Genomic DNA, 14,185 nt, shown 5'->3' with positions numbered 1-14,185 from the left:
CGTCGACTCCCTCCTCCGCCTTGCAGCTGTACGCACCAGGCCCCGCTCGGGTCGGTCGAAAGGTGCCGCACCTCATAGCCAGGCTGATCCAAACGACAGGGCCTAGCCGTCTACGGCCGCTGCTTCACCTTGTCCACGACGGCCCAGCTGTCGAGATACGAGAGCTGGGTGTACGTCTTCATGGCCGCGCCGTCGCCCGAGGTGCGCACGTCGCGGAAGCCGAGGAACCGGTACGTCACGGGGTCGAAGATGAAGTAGCCGCCGAAGCCCGCCGAGCCCTTCGGGAGCGTCGGGTCGTCGTACGTGATGGCCACTCCGGTGCGCCCCTTCGCATCCTTCTGGCCCGGCACGACCTTCACCCCCGGCACCATGCCGAGCGCCTCGTACGCGGCCGGACGCAGCCCCTCCGGCATCACCGGGACCAGCTTCAGCAGCCCGGCGAGGCTGAAGTGGATCTCCGACCACTCCTCGTCGCCGAGGCCGTCGAGCGAGCTCGTCCTGCCGCCGAACTCGTTCGCGATCGACAGGATCAGCTGCTCGGGGTCGGTCGGCAGCTTCCGCAGCGTGCCCCAGTCCTGCGGCGGCCAGACGTGTTCGCCCTTCTTCAGCGGCGGCGACCACCAGCCCTTGCCGATCTCCATCGTCCAGCCCCGCTGGGAGCCGTCCACCGAGCGCCAGTTCTCGTCGGTGTAGCTCCTCGTGGCACCGGTCTTCTGGTTCGTCTCCTTGATGATCTCCTTGGTGTAGATGAACTGGTCGTCGCGCGGGCTGGCCGTCCGCTCGTGCTTGCGCTCGTACGCGGCGGCCCCCTTGAGCACCGTCTGCGCGCTCACGTTCCGCATGGCGGGCGCGCTGGTGGCCGGCGGTTCCGCCGCGCGGTGGGTCCGGGCGCCGTCGTCGTCCCGTACGGCGACCAGTACGCCGGCGGCGACCGCGGCGGCCAGCCCGGCCGTCAGGGCGATGCGCAGGACGGGCCGGCGGGGCCGTACGCGCACAGCGCTGCCGTCCATCGCCGCGCTCAGGCGGGCCCGCACCCGCTGCCTGGTCTCCTCGTCGAGCGGCGGAGCCCCCATGTCGAAGTCCCTCAGTTCACGCAGTTCGTCGATGTCACGCACGGGCGTCCGCCTCCCGGAAAGCCGTCGGATCGGTTCCGCCCAGTGCCTCGCGCAGTCTGCCGCGGGCCCGGTGCAGCCGTGATCTGATGGTGCCGACCGGCACCCCGAGCGCCTCGGCGGCCTCCTCGTAGTCGAGGCCGGCCCACGCCACCAGCAGGACGACATCGCGGTGCCGGGCGGACAATCCGCCCAGCGCTGCCGCCAGTTGCCGACGCACCCCCGTGGCGCCGGCCCTGTCGACCGCCCGATCCGCGACCGGTTCCTCGTGCTCCACCGGCTCCGGCAGCCGGGACAGCGCCCGGAACCGGCGTGCCTCGGCCCGGCGGTGCCGGCCCACGAGGTTGGTCGCTATGCCGAACAGCCACGGGCGGGCGTCGGCTCGTTCGAGGTCGTACGTGTGGCGTCGCTGGAAGGCGGTGACGAAGGTCTCCGCCATCAGATCCTCCGCCGCCTCCGGACCCAGCCGCCTGGCCGCGTAACGGTGCACGGCGTCGGCGTACCGGTCGAAGAGCACGGCGAACTGCTCGGGCTCGTCCCGGGACCGCGCGATCACCCGGGCGTCGCTGTCCTCGCGCTCCCTGTCGCGGGTACCGGTGCCCGGTGGTCCTACGGTCATCGGGGCTCCTTTCCGTTCGTCCGAACGCCTCGAAGGCTTGGGCTTGGTGGTTCACCTCTCCTTCGCCGGTCGACGGAAGCGAGTTCCCTTTTTCGCGTTCCCTCTTTCGGGGCAGGGGTTGAGCCCGCACACACGAGGGCCCGTCCGGAGTCACTCCGGACGGGCCCTCGTGTGTGCGGGTCGGTCAGACGACGGCTCCCCGCCCGGGGTCGCCGTCCTCGTCGTCGTCGGTCTTCATCCTGGTCACCAGCGTGACGAACCCGCCGAGGAAGCCGCCGATGCCCAGCGTCGCCAGCCACCAGGTCATGTCCCAGCCCAGCAGCACCGCGAGCAGCAGCAGGACCGGTCCGCCCACCACGCCCAGCCAGGCGAACTTGGCCGTGGTGTCGGTCTCCGGCAGCGGCGGCGGCTCGGGCGGCACGAAGTGCCCGTCGTCGTCCTCGTCGAAGTCGTCCTCGGACGCCTCCGGCGCCGAGTAGTCACGCGGGCCGACCCCGGGCGCGAAGGAGACGGAACCGCCCAGCGGCCGCACGGGCCGCGGCTCCTCGGCCGCCCCGGCCGCGGTCCCGGCAGCCTCGGCGCCCGCCTCGGTCTCGTCCTCGTCGGTCGCAGGCAGCGCGAGATCCTGCACCGGCTTGTAGGGCTTCGTGCCCGGTGGGTCCGGCGGCTCGTCGCCGTACCCCGCGACGATCGCCGCCCAGGCGGCCGCCTCGTCGAAGGGCACCCCCGTCTCGTCCGGCTCGCGGTCCTCGCGGTCGGAGTCGTGCTCAGCCAACTGCGGCCGTCCCTTCCTTGCCGACACTGGGTGCGAGCCGGCCGATGAAGGCAAGGCTCTCCTCGAAGATCCGGTCCGCGTCATGGTCCAACGTCGCCACGTGGTAACTCTGTTCCAGCACGACCTCCGTTACGTCCGTGGACGACACCCGGCTCAGGATCCGGGCGGAATCCACCGCCGGAACCACATGGTCCCGGGTGCTGCGCAGGAGCAGCAGCGGCTGGGTCACCTGCGGCAGCTCCTTGTCCACCTGGCGGAAGAAGTTCCGCAGCGAGTGCGCGCAGTGCAGCGGCACCCGGTCGTACCCCGTCTCCGCGGCGCCCGGCTTGGCGATGTCGCTGGCGATGCCCTTCGTCGTGCGGACGAGATGCCGGGCCACCGGAAGGGCGTACGCCGACAGGCCGTGCACCTTGTTCGCCGGGTTGACGATCACCACGCCGTCCACACCCGTACCGTTCCTGGCGGCCAGCCGCAGCGCCAGCGTGCCGCCCATGGACAGGCCCGCCACGAACACCTGGGAGCAGCGCTCGCGCAGCAGCCGCAGCTCGCGGTCCACCTCCGCGTACCAGTCCTGCCAGCCGGTGACCTGCATGTCCTCCCAGCGGGTGCCGTGCCCGGGCAGCAGGGGCAGCGACACGCTCAGGCCGTGTGCCGCATGGTGCTCCGCCCAGGGGCGCAGCGACTGGGGCGAGCCGGTGAAACCGTGGCAGAGGAGGACGCCGACCTCCCCGCCGTCATGGCGGTACGGCTCGGCTCCGGGGAGAACCGGCACCTTCGGTCTCCATTTCGTTGGAGTTCGTTCGATTTCGTTCGAGGGGGCGGAACTGTGAGAGCCATGGACGACGACTCCGGTTGTCCTTCACCGTACGCGACGGCACTGACACCGACCAGGGTCGTCGGGCCCATTCCCGGCGCTCCGGGTTAAGGTCTGTTCGACGGAAACAGGAGGCACTCGGTTGTTGTACGGCGCGATGAAGGTCGCTATCGGGGGACCGCTGAAGGTCACCTTCAGGCCCTGGGTGGAGGGCCTGGAGAACGTCCCGGCCGAGGGCCCGGCGATCCTGGCGAGTAACCACCTGTCCTTCTCCGACTCGTTCTTCCTGCCCGCGGTGCTGGACCGCAAGGTCACCTTCATCGCGAAGGCCGAGTACTTCACCACGCCCGGCGTGAAGGGCCGCCTCACGGCCGCCTTCTTCAAGGGCGTCGGCCAGCTCCCCGTGGACCGCTCCGGCGCGCGCGGCGCCGGCGAGGCCGCGGTGCAGAGCGGTATAGACGTGCTGGAGCGCGGCGAGCTGTTCGGCATCTACCCGGAGGGCACCCGCTCGCCCGACGGCCGCCTGTACCGGGGCAAGCCCGGCGGCCTCGCGCGCGTGGCGCTCGCGACCGGCGCCCCGGTCCTCCCGGTCGCCATGATCGACACGGAGAAGATCCAGCCGCCTGGGCAGGTGATGCCCAAGCTGATGCGGCCGGGCATCCGGATCGGCAAGCCGCTGGACTTCAGCCGTTACCAGGGCATGGAGCACGACCGGTTCGTGCTGCGCGCGGTGACCGACGAGGTCATGTACGAGATCATGAAGCTTTCCGGCCAGGAGTACGTGGACATCTACGCGACGGCCGCCAAGCGGCAGATCGCGGAGGCCGCCAAGGCCGAGAGGGACGCGGCGAAGGCCGAGAAGAAGGCCGCCGAGTCCTAGACCGGCGGCAGGGGGGACTGGCAGCCGGGGGACTGGCAGGGGGACTGGGGGACATGAGCAAGCGGGAACGCGTCATACGGATGTCGGTCGAGCAGCCCCTGTGGCGTGCCCTCACCGGCTACCGCGTGCTGACCCTGCTGTACGCGATCGGCCTGTTCGCCTCGGCCTACGACGAGTACGACCGCGCGGGCGTCGCCATCGCCTACTACGCCGTCCTGACCGTCTGGACCCTGGCGACCCTGCCCCGCGTGCAGAGCGCGGCGGCCTGCACCAAGCGCTTCCTCGCCGTCGACCTCGCCATCGCGCTCACCGGCATCGTGCTGACCCCCTGGGTGGTCACCCAGGAGCACATCGACCGGGGCGGCCCGACCCTGCCGTCGATATGGACTGCCGGCTCGGTCCTCGCCTTCGCCCTCAAGGGCGGCTGGCGCTGGGCCGCGTTCGCCTCCACGCCGGTCGCCGCCGCCAACCTGGTCGAGCGCGGCCACCCGGCCCGCGACACCGTCCACAACGTCATCCTGGTCTGGGTCGCCTCCATCGCCATCGGGTACGTCGTCGAGGTCGCCCGGGCCTCCGAGCGCACCCTCGCCCGCGCCCTGGAGATCGAGGCGGCGACCCGGGAGCGGGAGCGGCTGGCCCGGGACATCCACGACGGCGTGCTCCAGGTGCTCGCCATGGTGCAGCGGCGCGGCGCGGACCTCGGCGGCGACGCGGCCGACCTGGGCCGGCTGGCCGGGGAGCAGGAGGTGGCGCTGCGGACGCTGGTCTCCGGCGGGCTGGTGCCGCTCTCGCGGGTCTCGGAGGACGAGGCCCAGGGCGCGGTCGTACGCCTGGTCGAGGAGCCGGACGACATCGGGCCCGTCGACCTGCGCACGCTGCTCGCGCGGTACGCCGGATCCCGGGTGAGCCTCGCCGAGCCCGGCGCGCCGGTGGAGCTGCCGCCGGGCGCCGCACGCGAGCTGGCCGCGGCCGTCGGTGCCGCCCTGGACAATGTGCGCAGGCACGCGGGGGACGGGGCGCGGGCTTGGATCCTGGTCGAGGACGAGCCCGGCGAGGTCGTGGTCACCGTACGGGACGACGGCCCCGGCATCCCGGAGGGACGGCTCGCCCAGGCCGAGGGGGAGGGGCGGCTCGGGGTGGCCCAGTCCATCCGGGGGCGGCTGCGCGACCTCGGGGGCAGCGCCGAGCTGGTCTCGGTCCCCGGGCAGGGCACGGAAGTGGAGCTGAAGGTACCGAAGGTCTCCCCGGGGAAGGCGGAGCGGCGATGAGCATCAAGGTCATGGTGGTCGACGACCACCCCATGTGGCGGGACGCGGTCGCCCGGGATCTGGCCGAGTCCGGGTTCGAGGTGGTCGCCACCGCCGGGGACGGCGACCAGGCGGTGCGCCGCGCCAAGGCCGCCGGGCCCGACGTCCTCGTCCTGGACCTCAACCTGCCGGCCAAGCCGGGTGTCCAGGTCTGCAAGGAACTCGTCGGCCACAACCCGGCGTTGCGGGTCCTGGTCCTCTCGGCGAGCGGGGAGCACGCCGACGTCCTGGAGGCGGTGAAGTCCGGCGCGACCGGCTACCTGCTCAAGTCCGCCTCGACCGAGGAACTCCTCGACGCGGTCCGCCGTACCGCCGTCGGCGACCCGGTGTTCACGCCCGGTCTCGCCGGACTGGTCCTCGGCGAGTACCGCCGCCTGGCCTCCGAGCCGGCCCCGGCCGCGGACGCCGACCGGCCCGACGCGCCCCGGCTCACCGACCGCGAGACCGAGGTGCTGCGGCTGGTCGCCAAGGGCCTGAGCTACAAGCAGATCGCCGAACGCCTGGTCATCTCCCACCGCACGGTCCAGAACCACGTCCAGAACACCCTCGGCAAGCTCCAGCTGCACAACAGGGTGGAGCTGGTGCGGTACGCGATAGAGGCCGGACTCGACGACGACTGAGCCGACGACTGATCTGATCTGATCTTCGGGCAGCGAGTAAACCAACCGCCCGACAATTCACCGGAATTGCCCTTCCGCACCCATCCCTGTGTGAGCTGGATCACCATTAGCGTGAGTCCCACCAGGCAACCGCGGCGAAGGGACATTTCCATGCGGGTCGGAGTACTGACCGGAGGCGGCGACTGCCCCGGGCTCAACGCCGTCATCCGGGGCATCGTCCGCAAGGGCGTGCAGGAGTACGGCTATGACTTCGTCGGCTTCCGGGACGGCTGGCGCGGACCCCTCGAAGGCGACACCGTCCGCCTCGACATCCCCGCCGTTCGCGGCATCCTGCCCCGCGGCGGCACCATCCTCGGCTCCTCGCGGACCAATCCGCTCAAGCAGGAGAACGGCATCCGCCGGATCAAGGACAACCTCGCCAAGCTGGAGGTCGACGCGCTGATCGCGATCGGCGGCGAGGACACCCTCGGCGTCGCCGCCCGCCTCACCGACGAGTACGGCGTGCCCGTCGTCGGCGTACCGAAGACCATCGACAACGACCTGTCCGCCACCGACTACACCTTCGGCTTCGACACCGCGGTCGGCATCGCCACCGAGGCCATCGACCGGCTGCACACCACCGCCGAGTCCCACATGCGGGTCCTGGTCTGCGAGGTGATGGGCCGGCACGCCGGTTGGATCGCCATCCACTCCGGCCTCGCCGGCGGCGCCAACGTCATCCTCATCCCCGAGCAGCGCTTCGACGTCGACCAGGTGTGCGCCTGGGTCACCTCCCGCTTCAAGGCGTCGTACGCCCCGATCGTGGTCGTCGCCGAGGGTGCCATGCCGAAGGACGGCGACGTCGTCCTCAAGGACGGGTCCCTGGACTCCTTCGGGCACGTCCGGCTGTCCGGGGTGGGCGAGTGGCTGGCCAAGGAGATCGAGAGGCGCACCGGCAAGGAGGCGCGGACCACCGTCCTCGGGCACATCCAGCGCGGCGGCACGCCCAGCGCCTTCGACCGCTGGCTGGCCACCCGCTTCGGCCTGCACGCCGTCGACGCCGTCCGCGACGGGGACTTCGGCAAGATGGTCGCGCTGCGCGGCACCGACATCGTCCGGGTACCGATCGCGGAGGCCACGGCCAAGCTGAAGACCGTCGACCTGAAGCTGTACGAGGAGGTCGGGGTGTTCTTCGGCTGAGTCCGACTCCGGGCGGGCCCGCACCCCGACAGGGCCGGGCCCGCCCGGAACGGCGTCCCGGACTACCGGGCCGGCCGGCCCTCGGAGAACGTGCCGGTACCGCGCAGCTGGCCGATCAGCTCCCGCACCACGGCGGCCCCGTTCAGCGTGAGGACCGACTCGGGGTGGAACTGCACCCCGGCGAAGCCGCTTCCCCGTACCGCGTGCACCTCGTCGTTCGCCGCCCGGCTCACCTCGATGCCGTGCGCCGCCAGCTCCCGCGCCGCCTCCTCGTCGCAGCGGGCCACGAAGCTGTTGTAGAAGCCGACCGTCTCCGGGCGCCCGAACAGGTCCACGGTCGCCTGCGCCCCCTGGTAGGGGACCTCCTTGCGGACGATGTCCAGCCCCAGCTCCGCCGCGATCAGCTCGTGGCCGAGACAGACGCCCAGCACCCCGTGCCGGTGCTCCCGGAGCACGGTCGCCGTCAGCTCCCGCAGGAACCGCATCTTCGGATCGTCCAGGTCGGACGGGTCACCGGGCCCCGGGCCGAGCACGACCGGCCCCTCGTGCGCGAGCACGGCCGCCCGCAGCCCCGGCTCGTCGTACCGCCGGACGGTGACGTCCAGCCCGCCGGCCCGCAGCACATGCGCGAGCATCGCCGTGAACGTGTCCTCGGCGTCCACCACGAGAGCGTGCCCGGCCAGTTCCCCGGACCGCTCCTGCATCCGCAGCCAGAACGGCGCCAGTGCGGCCCGCCGCCCGTCCAGCGCGGCCCGCACCCGGGGGTCGTCGGCCAGCCGGGGGCCCGTCTGCTCGGCACGCGGCCGTGACGGCCGTACCCCAAGGGCAGCCAGCACTCCGGCTGCCTTCGCGTGCGTCTCCGCGACCTCGCCCGCCGGGTCCGAGCCGCGCACCAGGGTGGCGCCGACGGGGACCCGCAGCCGCCCCTCGGCGTCGATGTCGGCGGTGCGGATCAGGATGGGGGAGTCGAGGGTCTGGGCGCCGCCGGAATCACGCCCCAGCAGCGCCAGCGCCCCCGCGTAGTAGCCTCGCCCGCCCACCTCGTGCCGCTCGATCACCCGGCAGGCGTTCTGCACCGGGGACCCTGTCACGGTCGCCGCGAACATGGTCTCCTTCAGGACCTCCCGCACGTCCAGCGAGGACCGGCCGCGCAGCTCGTACTCGGTGTGCGCGAGGTGTGCCATCTCCTTGAGCCGCGGCCCGACGACCACACCGCCCATGTCCCCCACCGTGCACATCATCTTGAGCTCCTCGTCGACGACCATCGACAGCTCCTCGATCTCCTTGCCGTCGGCGAGGAAGCCGAGCAGGTGCTCGGGTGTGGGGCCCTCGGCGGGATAGCGGTACGTGCCGCTGATCGGGTTCATGACCACCGTGCCGCCGGACATCCGGACGTGCACCTCGGGGCTCGCGCCGACCAGCGTCCGGTCCCCGGTGTGCACGACGAACGTCCAGTACGCGCCCCGCTCGCCCTCCAGGAGCCGCCGGAACAGGGCCAGCGCGTCGGCGCGCCCGAAGCCCGGGATCTCGCCCTCGTACGTCCGCCGGATCACGAAGTTCGCGCCCTCGCCGCGGCCGATCTCCTCACGCAGCACGCGGCCGACGATCTGCGCGTACGCGTCGTCTTCGACGTCGAAGGCGCCGGACTCGACGCGGACTTCGTGGGAGGGGAGGGTCGCGAGGGCCTCGTCCAGTGGAATGTGACATACCACTGTCGGGGTGAGCACCAGCAGCGGCGTCCCGTCGTCCCGGACGTCGAACCCCCGCTCCCGGATCTGCCGGTACGGAACGAGGGCGAGCCCCTCCTCGGGCAGGTCGGCGAGCCGGTCGTGGGCGGTGACCGGGCCGAGCAGGAGCTCCACCGTGCTCTCGTCGTGGCCGGGGGTGCGGCGGCGGAGCAGGGCGAAGGGGCGGTCGTCGTGGAGCAGCCGGTTCAGGTCCATGGTTCCTCTGCGGTCCTTTGTCAGGTGAGACAGGTGAGAGAGGAACGACCCCGGGAACGCCGAAGGCCGCCCCTCCGGGCGGCCTTCGCGAAGTCTTGCGTACGCGCAGTCAGTGGGCCGCCGGAGAAGCGGTCCACCACCAGTTCTGGATCGAATGCGCGAACATGCGGAAAACACTACCGCACCCCGCCCTCTGTCCACAGGACAATCGCTCTGTCTCACCAGTCGAGCCGGAGGAAAACATGGCGACACGACCCCGTAATGTTTACGAGGTGACCGTGAACGCTAAGACCAGCCTTGGCGCTGGCAACACCTGGCGAAACCTGCCCGCGGCGCAGCAGCCCGAGTACCCCGACCCCGAGGCTCTGCGCGCAGTCGTTGCGGAGCTGGAGTCGTATCCGCCGCTCGTCTTCGCGGGCGAGTGCGACCAGCTGCGCGCCCGGATGGCGGCCGTCGCCAAGGGAGAGGCGTTCCTCCTCCAGGGCGGAGACTGCGCCGAGGCCTTCGACGCGGTGTCGGCCGACCATATCCGCAACAAGCTCAAGACCCTCCTCCAGATGGGTGCCGTACTGACGTACGCGGCGTCGGTGCCCGTGGTGAAGGTGGGCCGGATCGCCGGCCAGTACAGCAAGCCGCGCTCCAAGGGGACCGAGACCCGTGACGGCGTGACCCTGCCGACGTACCGCGGCGACTCGGTCAACGGCTTCGACTTCGACGAGAAGGCCCGCATCCCGGACCCCGAGCGGCTGAAGCGGATGTACAACGCGTCCGCTTCGACGCTGAACCTGGTGCGTGCCTTCACCACCGGCGGTTACGCGGACCTGCGCCAGGTGCACGCCTGGAACCAGGACTTCGTGAAGTCCTCCCCGTCGGGCCAGCGCTACGAGCAGCTCGCCCGCGAGATCGACAACGCGCTGAACTTCATGCGGGCCTGCGGCGCGGAGCCGGAGGAGTTCAAGACGGTCGAGTTCTTCTCCTCGCACGAGGCGCTGCTGCTGGACTACGAGTCCGCCCTGACCAGGGTCGACTCGCGCACCGGCAAGCTGTACGACGTCTCGGCGCACATGGTGTGGATCGGTGAGCGCACCCGGCAGCTGGACGGGGCGCACATCGAGTTCGCCTCGAAGATCCGCAACCCGATCGGTCTCAAGCTCGGCCCGACGACGACGGCCGAGGAGGCGCTGAGGTACATCGACCGCCTCGACCCGGACCGCGAGCCGGGCCGGCTGACCTTCGTCGTCCGGATGGGCGCGGACAAGGTCCGCGACAAGCTCCCCGAGCTCGTCGAGAAGGTCACCGCCTCGGGCGCCACCGTGGCCTGGGTCACCGACCCGATGCACGGCAACACCTTCGAGGCGGCCTCGGGCCACAAGACCCGCCGCTTCGACGACGTGCTCGACGAGGTCAAGGGCTTCTTCGAGGTGCACAAGACGCTCGGCACCCACCCGGGCGGCATCCATGTGGAGCTCACCGGTGACGACGTCACCGAGTGCGTGGGCGGCGGCGACGAGATCTTCGTCGACGACCTGCACCAGCGTTACGAGACGGCCTGCGACCCGCGGCTGAACCGCAGCCAGTCCCTGGACCTGGCGTTCCTCGTCGCGGAGATGTACCGCGACCAGTAGGCGGCCTCGCGGGGAGTCCCGCGGGAAGTGGGGCGCGGATCACATGCGATCCGCGCCCCACTCCACTTTTGCGCTCCCCGGGTGACGGGTAAGGTTAGGTAAGCCTCACCGATCAATCGGGGCGGCACCACTGATCGATCCCGGCGGGAGGTGAATCCGCGTGTACGTCTGCAGCTGTTTCGGGGTGACCGAGGCGCAGGTCAAGCAGCACGCGGAGAACGGTGCCTGCACCCCTCGCCAGATAGCGTCCGCCTGCAAGGCGGGCACGGACTGCGGTTCGTGCGTCCGTCGCATCCAGGCGATTCTCGGCCGGGGCGCCTGCCCCCGCCGCGAGCTGGCCGACCAGGGTAAGCCTGTCCTGACAGCGCTGCCCGGTGAGCGCCCCGAAGGGGCGCGGGGAACTGCGCGATCGGCCGCGACGGGCCGGCAGGCGACCGACGGCCTGCCTCGGCCCTTCCCGCGGAGCGCCTAGCTGCTCTCGGGCTGCTCGATGATCTGCGAGATGTAGAGCGCCTCGCCGAGCTTCTCCACCAGCTCCAGCTGGGTGTCGAGGTAGTCGATGTGGTGCTCCTCGTCCTCCAGGATCTCCTCGAAGATGTTCGCGGACGTGATGTCGCCCTTCTCGCGCATCACCTTGATCCCGCGCTTGAGGCGGTCGATCGCCTCCACCTCGATCTGCCGGTCGGCCTCGAACATCTCCTTCACGGTCTGCCCCACGCGGACGTGGAACAGCCGCTGGTAGTTGGGCAGCCCGTCCAGGAACAGGATCCGGTCGGTGAGCACCTCGGCGTGCTTCATCTCGTCGAACGACTCGTGCCGGGTGTACTTCGCGAGCTTGTACCAGCCGAAGTTCTCCTGCATCTTCGCGTGCAGGAAGTACTGGTTGATCGCGGTGAGCTCACCGGTGAGCTGTTCGTTGAGGAATTCGATGACCTCGGGGTCGCCCTGCATCGCAGAGGCTCCTTCCGCATGGGTTCCGTACCGGACAGATGGGACGTTTGCGGCGCATGATTGCACCGGCGCGGAAGATCGTCCAGTAAGTGCGTACTTAGTAAGTAAGTCCATGCCTGGTGCTAGTTGAGCGATTTGCTGATCTTTGAGTGGTCTGCCTGGTCAGGTGCACCGCCCGTGGTCTGTCAGGATGGAAGGTATGGGTCATCCGGTGGAGCACGCGTCTCGGGAAGCCGCGGGAGCCGAGCTTCCGCCGGGGCAGCGACTGCAGCGCGGCTGGCCGGTCACGCACTACGGCCCGGTGCCCAAGTTCCGGCCCGAGCGCTGGGAGTTCCGGGTCTTCGGCGCCACCGCCGACTCGGGCGCGCACGTCTGGAACCACGAGCAGTTCACGGCCCTGCCGTACGCCACCGTGGTCGCCGATCTGCACTGCGTGACGAAGTTCAGCATGCTCGGCGCGGAGTGGGGCGGGGTCCCGGCGCGGACCGTCCTGGAGCTCGCGCCGCCCGCCCCCGATGTCACCCATGTGATGGTCTGGGCGGAGTACGGCTTCAGCTCCAACCTGCGCCTCGCGGACTTCGCCGCCGAGCACACCCTCTTCGCCACCCACAAGGACGGCGAACTCCTCACCGCCGAGCACGGTTTCCCGGTCCGCCTGGTCGTCCCGCACCTGTATGCCTGGAAGGGCCCCAAGTGGGTCCGCGGCATCGAGTACATGACCGCCGACCGCCGCGGCTTCTGGGAGGAGCGCGGCTACCACAACATCGGCGACCCCTGGAAGGAGCAGCGCTACTCCTACCAGGAGGGGCCGGGAGACGGTCCGGAGCTCTGAGGTCCCGCCGCTCAGTGGTGGTACCGGTGCACCACCGCGTGCCCCCGGCCCCGCCCGATCGTCCACTTGTTGACCGGCGTGGTCACCACGAACGCGAGCACGAGCGAGAGGGCCAGCGAGATCCAGAACAGGGCGTCGCCCAGCTGGGCGTCCATCGCGGCCGGCCAGACCAGGATCGTGCCGTTGTCGATCAGCTCCATCACGGCGATGGAGAGGGTGTCCGCGGCCAGCGCCACCCGCAGGGCGGTGCGGAGGTCGACGCCCGCCTTCAGGACCCCGCGCATGGTGAGCGCGTAGCCGAAGAAGAACGCCAGCACGATCGCCAGCAGTGTGGTCGGCAGGTTCCCCCAGCCGAACGCCGTGCCGACGACCATGCCGAGCACCTCGCCGATGGCGCAGCCGGTGAGGCAGTGCAGGGTGGCCTGGGCGGCCATGGCCCAGGAGGCGCCGGTGCCGCCGTGTGCCTCGTGGGATGTGTGCGGTGCGTGAGTGTGTTCGGTGTGCTCGTGGACGGCGTGCTCGTGGTCCATGGCTGACCCCCGGTGTCAGGTGCGGATCCTTCTGTGACGCCAACATGTATACCCCCCTGGGGTATTCCGGGGAAGGGTCCGGGCTCGTTCCGGTAACGGCACGCACATTCCGTGCCCAGAGCGCTACGCTGAGATTCTTGCCTGGCGGGAGACGCGCCGGGCGGAGACGGATCCGGGGGGCCCTTGGGGTTCCGCTTGCGATCCGGTTCGGGGGCGAGCGGTCGGGGGACGACGGTGGGGCTGTTCGGAGAGCGGCATACCTTCATGGGGAGCCTCGGTCCGGGGGACCGGGAGGCACTGGCGGGACTCGGCACCCGGCACGAGTACCCGCCGTACGACACGGTCGTCGCGGAAGGCGACCGCACCACCTTCGCGGTGGTCCTGCTCAGCGGCTGGTGCACGGTGTGGACGCCGACCGAGCGCGGCGGCCGGCTGATCCTGGCGCTGCGCCGGGCCGGCGAGGTCGTCGGCGACATGGCGGCGCTCGACGGCCGCCCGCGCAGCGCCTCGGTGAGCACCCTCGGCCAGGTGACCGGGCTGGTCGTACCCGGGGAGCGGTTCCGGCGGTTCCTGGCCTCCCGGCCGCACGCCAACGCGCTGATGATGAACCAGCTCACCGAGCGGCTGCGCAGCGCGGACCACGAGCGCCGGGCCCTGGCCTCCATGACCGTGCTGCAACGGCTCGCCCAGCGCCTGGTCGAACTCGCCGACCGCACCGGCCGGCCGGAGAACGAGGCCGTGACCATACGGCTGCCCCTCGCGCAGCACGAACTGGCCGCGTCCGTGGGCTCCACCCGCGAGGCCGTCGCCAAGGCCCTGCGCCTGTTACGGGAACAGGGCCTGGTCCGCACCGGCCCCGGCACCCTGGCCGTGGCCGACCTGGACCCGCTCCGCCTGCTCGCCGCCGGACAACCACACAGCACGGAGACCTGACAAGCACACGTCCCGCGCTGTGTAAACGGCTACAGCGGCGACCGTCCGGCTCCGCGACCATCAGC

The 14,185-nt window shown here is 70.9% G+C and carries 16 protein-coding genes; 8 read left to right on the top strand and 8 right to left on the bottom strand.

Annotated elements, in window-relative coordinates:
* Positions 1–110: 110 nt before the first annotated feature.
* From KVT45_RS01985 to KVT45_RS01970, 4 genes are all read right to left on the bottom strand, one after another.
* Positions 111–1,115, bottom strand: coding sequence for a CU044_5270 family protein (locus tag KVT45_RS01985; RefSeq protein WP_308310616.1), 1,005 nt, complete (start codon positions 1,113–1,115; stop codon positions 111–113).
* Positions 1,108–1,731: an RNA polymerase sigma factor gene (locus KVT45_RS01980; protein WP_217544641.1), complete on the bottom strand. Its 624-nt coding sequence runs from the start codon at positions 1,729–1,731 to the stop codon at positions 1,108–1,110. Before KVT45_RS01980 ends, KVT45_RS01985 begins: the two co-directional genes overlap by 8 nt.
* A gap of 184 nt (positions 1,732–1,915) precedes the next feature.
* On the bottom strand, positions 1,916–2,506 hold the full coding sequence (locus KVT45_RS01975; RefSeq protein ID WP_217544639.1) for a hypothetical protein: 591 nt from the start codon (positions 2,504–2,506) through the stop codon (positions 1,916–1,918).
* Entirely contained in the window at positions 2,499–3,278 is a 780-nt protein-coding gene (locus tag KVT45_RS01970; protein WP_217544637.1) for a carboxylesterase, read from the bottom strand. Before KVT45_RS01970 ends, KVT45_RS01975 begins: the two co-directional genes overlap by 8 nt.
* Positions 3,279–3,477: 199 nt before the next feature.
* On the opposite strand from KVT45_RS01970, the gene KVT45_RS01965 reads away from it, so the two are divergent.
* The 4 genes from KVT45_RS01965 to KVT45_RS01950 all read left to right on the top strand — a co-directional run bounded on the left by KVT45_RS01965 (position 3,478) and on the right by KVT45_RS01950 (position 7,306).
* On the top strand, positions 3,478–4,200 hold the full coding sequence (locus KVT45_RS01965) for a 1-acyl-sn-glycerol-3-phosphate acyltransferase (RefSeq protein ID WP_254646136.1): 723 nt from the start codon (positions 3,478–3,480) through the stop codon (positions 4,198–4,200).
* 53 nt (positions 4,201–4,253) lie between these two features.
* Positions 4,254–5,468, top strand: coding sequence for a MacS family sensor histidine kinase (gene macS / locus KVT45_RS57595; RefSeq protein WP_217544634.1), 1,215 nt, complete (start codon positions 4,254–4,256; stop codon positions 5,466–5,468).
* Positions 5,465–6,127, top strand: a complete 663-nt coding sequence (locus KVT45_RS01955) for a response regulator transcription factor (protein WP_217544632.1) — start codon at positions 5,465–5,467, stop codon at positions 6,125–6,127. Before macS ends, KVT45_RS01955 begins: the two co-directional genes overlap by 4 nt.
* Positions 6,128–6,277: 150 nt before the next feature.
* A complete protein-coding gene (locus tag KVT45_RS01950) occupies positions 6,278–7,306 on the top strand; it encodes a 6-phosphofructokinase (protein WP_217544630.1) in 1,029 nt (342 codons plus the stop codon).
* A 62-nt stretch (positions 7,307–7,368) separates the two neighbouring features.
* Here KVT45_RS01950 and KVT45_RS01945 read toward each other — a convergent pair whose 3' ends face one another.
* Complete coding sequence (locus KVT45_RS01945; protein ID WP_217544628.1) at positions 7,369–9,249, bottom strand: anthranilate synthase family protein; 1,881 nt, start codon at positions 9,247–9,249, stop codon at positions 7,369–7,371.
* A 109-nt stretch (positions 9,250–9,358) separates the two neighbouring features.
* Positions 9,359–9,415: a trp operon leader peptide gene (locus KVT45_RS58365; protein WP_142195936.1), complete on the bottom strand. Its 57-nt coding sequence runs from the start codon at positions 9,413–9,415 to the stop codon at positions 9,359–9,361.
* A 106-nt stretch (positions 9,416–9,521) separates the two neighbouring features.
* Here KVT45_RS58365 and KVT45_RS01935 point away from each other — a divergent pair, with 106 nt between their 5' ends.
* Both KVT45_RS01935 and KVT45_RS56055 read left to right on the top strand, forming a co-directional pair.
* Complete coding sequence (locus KVT45_RS01935) at positions 9,522–10,874, top strand: class II 3-deoxy-7-phosphoheptulonate synthase (RefSeq protein WP_217544624.1); 1,353 nt, start codon at positions 9,522–9,524, stop codon at positions 10,872–10,874.
* Between the two features lie 160 nt (positions 10,875–11,034).
* Positions 11,035–11,346: a (2Fe-2S)-binding protein gene (locus KVT45_RS56055; RefSeq protein ID WP_308310615.1), complete on the top strand. Its 312-nt coding sequence runs from the start codon at positions 11,035–11,037 to the stop codon at positions 11,344–11,346.
* Here KVT45_RS56055 and bfr read toward each other — a convergent pair.
* Entirely contained in the window at positions 11,343–11,825 is a 483-nt protein-coding gene (bfr, locus tag KVT45_RS01925; RefSeq protein WP_217544622.1) for a bacterioferritin, read from the bottom strand. The two genes, KVT45_RS56055 and bfr, sit on opposite strands and share 4 nt — an antisense overlap.
* Positions 11,826–12,024: 199 nt before the next feature.
* Between bfr and KVT45_RS01920 the strand changes: the two genes are divergently transcribed.
* Complete coding sequence (locus KVT45_RS01920; RefSeq protein ID WP_217544620.1) at positions 12,025–12,657, top strand: sulfite oxidase-like oxidoreductase; 633 nt, start codon at positions 12,025–12,027, stop codon at positions 12,655–12,657.
* Positions 12,658–12,668: 11 nt separating this feature from the next.
* On the opposite strand, the gene KVT45_RS01915 is transcribed toward KVT45_RS01920, so the two are convergent.
* A complete protein-coding gene (locus KVT45_RS01915; protein WP_217544618.1) occupies positions 12,669–13,187 on the bottom strand; it encodes a DUF4396 domain-containing protein in 519 nt (172 codons plus the stop codon).
* 264 nt (positions 13,188–13,451) lie between these two features.
* Here KVT45_RS01915 and KVT45_RS01910 point away from each other — a divergent pair, with 264 nt between their 5' ends.
* Entirely contained in the window at positions 13,452–14,120 is a 669-nt protein-coding gene (locus tag KVT45_RS01910) for a Crp/Fnr family transcriptional regulator (RefSeq protein WP_254646134.1), read from the top strand.
* The last annotated feature ends 65 nt before the right edge of the window (positions 14,121–14,185 follow it).

The organism is Streptomyces sp. GbtcB6, from assembly GCF_019091475.1.
In the GTDB taxonomy this organism is placed as follows: Bacteria; Actinomycetota; Actinomycetes; order Streptomycetales; family Streptomycetaceae; genus Streptomyces; species Streptomyces hyaluromycini.
Note: the sequence above shows the minus strand (reverse complement) of the source record. Positions and strands in the feature narration are given on the sequence as shown.

What these genes read in the sequence shown, in the direction of transcription:
- KVT45_RS01980 (WP_217544641.1), bottom strand. Translation starts at nt 1,731, where the DNA reads ATGACCGTAGGACCACCGGGCACCGGTACCCGCGACAGGGAGCGCGAG.
- KVT45_RS01965 (WP_254646136.1), top strand. Translation starts at nt 3,478, where the DNA reads ATGAAGGTCGCTATCGGGGGACCGCTGAAGGTCACCTTCAGGCCCTGG.
- macS (WP_217544634.1), top strand. Translation starts at nt 4,254, where the DNA reads ATGAGCAAGCGGGAACGCGTCATACGGATGTCGGTCGAGCAGCCCCTG.
- KVT45_RS01955 (WP_217544632.1), top strand. Translation starts at nt 5,465, where the DNA reads ATGAGCATCAAGGTCATGGTGGTCGACGACCACCCCATGTGGCGGGAC.
- KVT45_RS01950 (WP_217544630.1), top strand. Translation starts at nt 6,278, where the DNA reads ATGCGGGTCGGAGTACTGACCGGAGGCGGCGACTGCCCCGGGCTCAAC.
- KVT45_RS01945 (WP_217544628.1), bottom strand. Translation starts at nt 9,249, where the DNA reads ATGGACCTGAACCGGCTGCTCCACGACGACCGCCCCTTCGCCCTGCTC.
- bfr (WP_217544622.1), bottom strand. Translation starts at nt 11,825, where the DNA reads ATGCAGGGCGACCCCGAGGTCATCGAATTCCTCAACGAACAGCTCACC.
- KVT45_RS01920 (WP_217544620.1), top strand. Translation starts at nt 12,025, where the DNA reads ATGGGTCATCCGGTGGAGCACGCGTCTCGGGAAGCCGCGGGAGCCGAG.
- KVT45_RS01915 (WP_217544618.1), bottom strand. Translation starts at nt 13,187, where the DNA reads ATGGACCACGAGCACGCCGTCCACGAGCACACCGAACACACTCACGCA.
- KVT45_RS01910 (WP_254646134.1), top strand. Translation starts at nt 13,452, where the DNA reads ATGGGGAGCCTCGGTCCGGGGGACCGGGAGGCACTGGCGGGACTCGGC.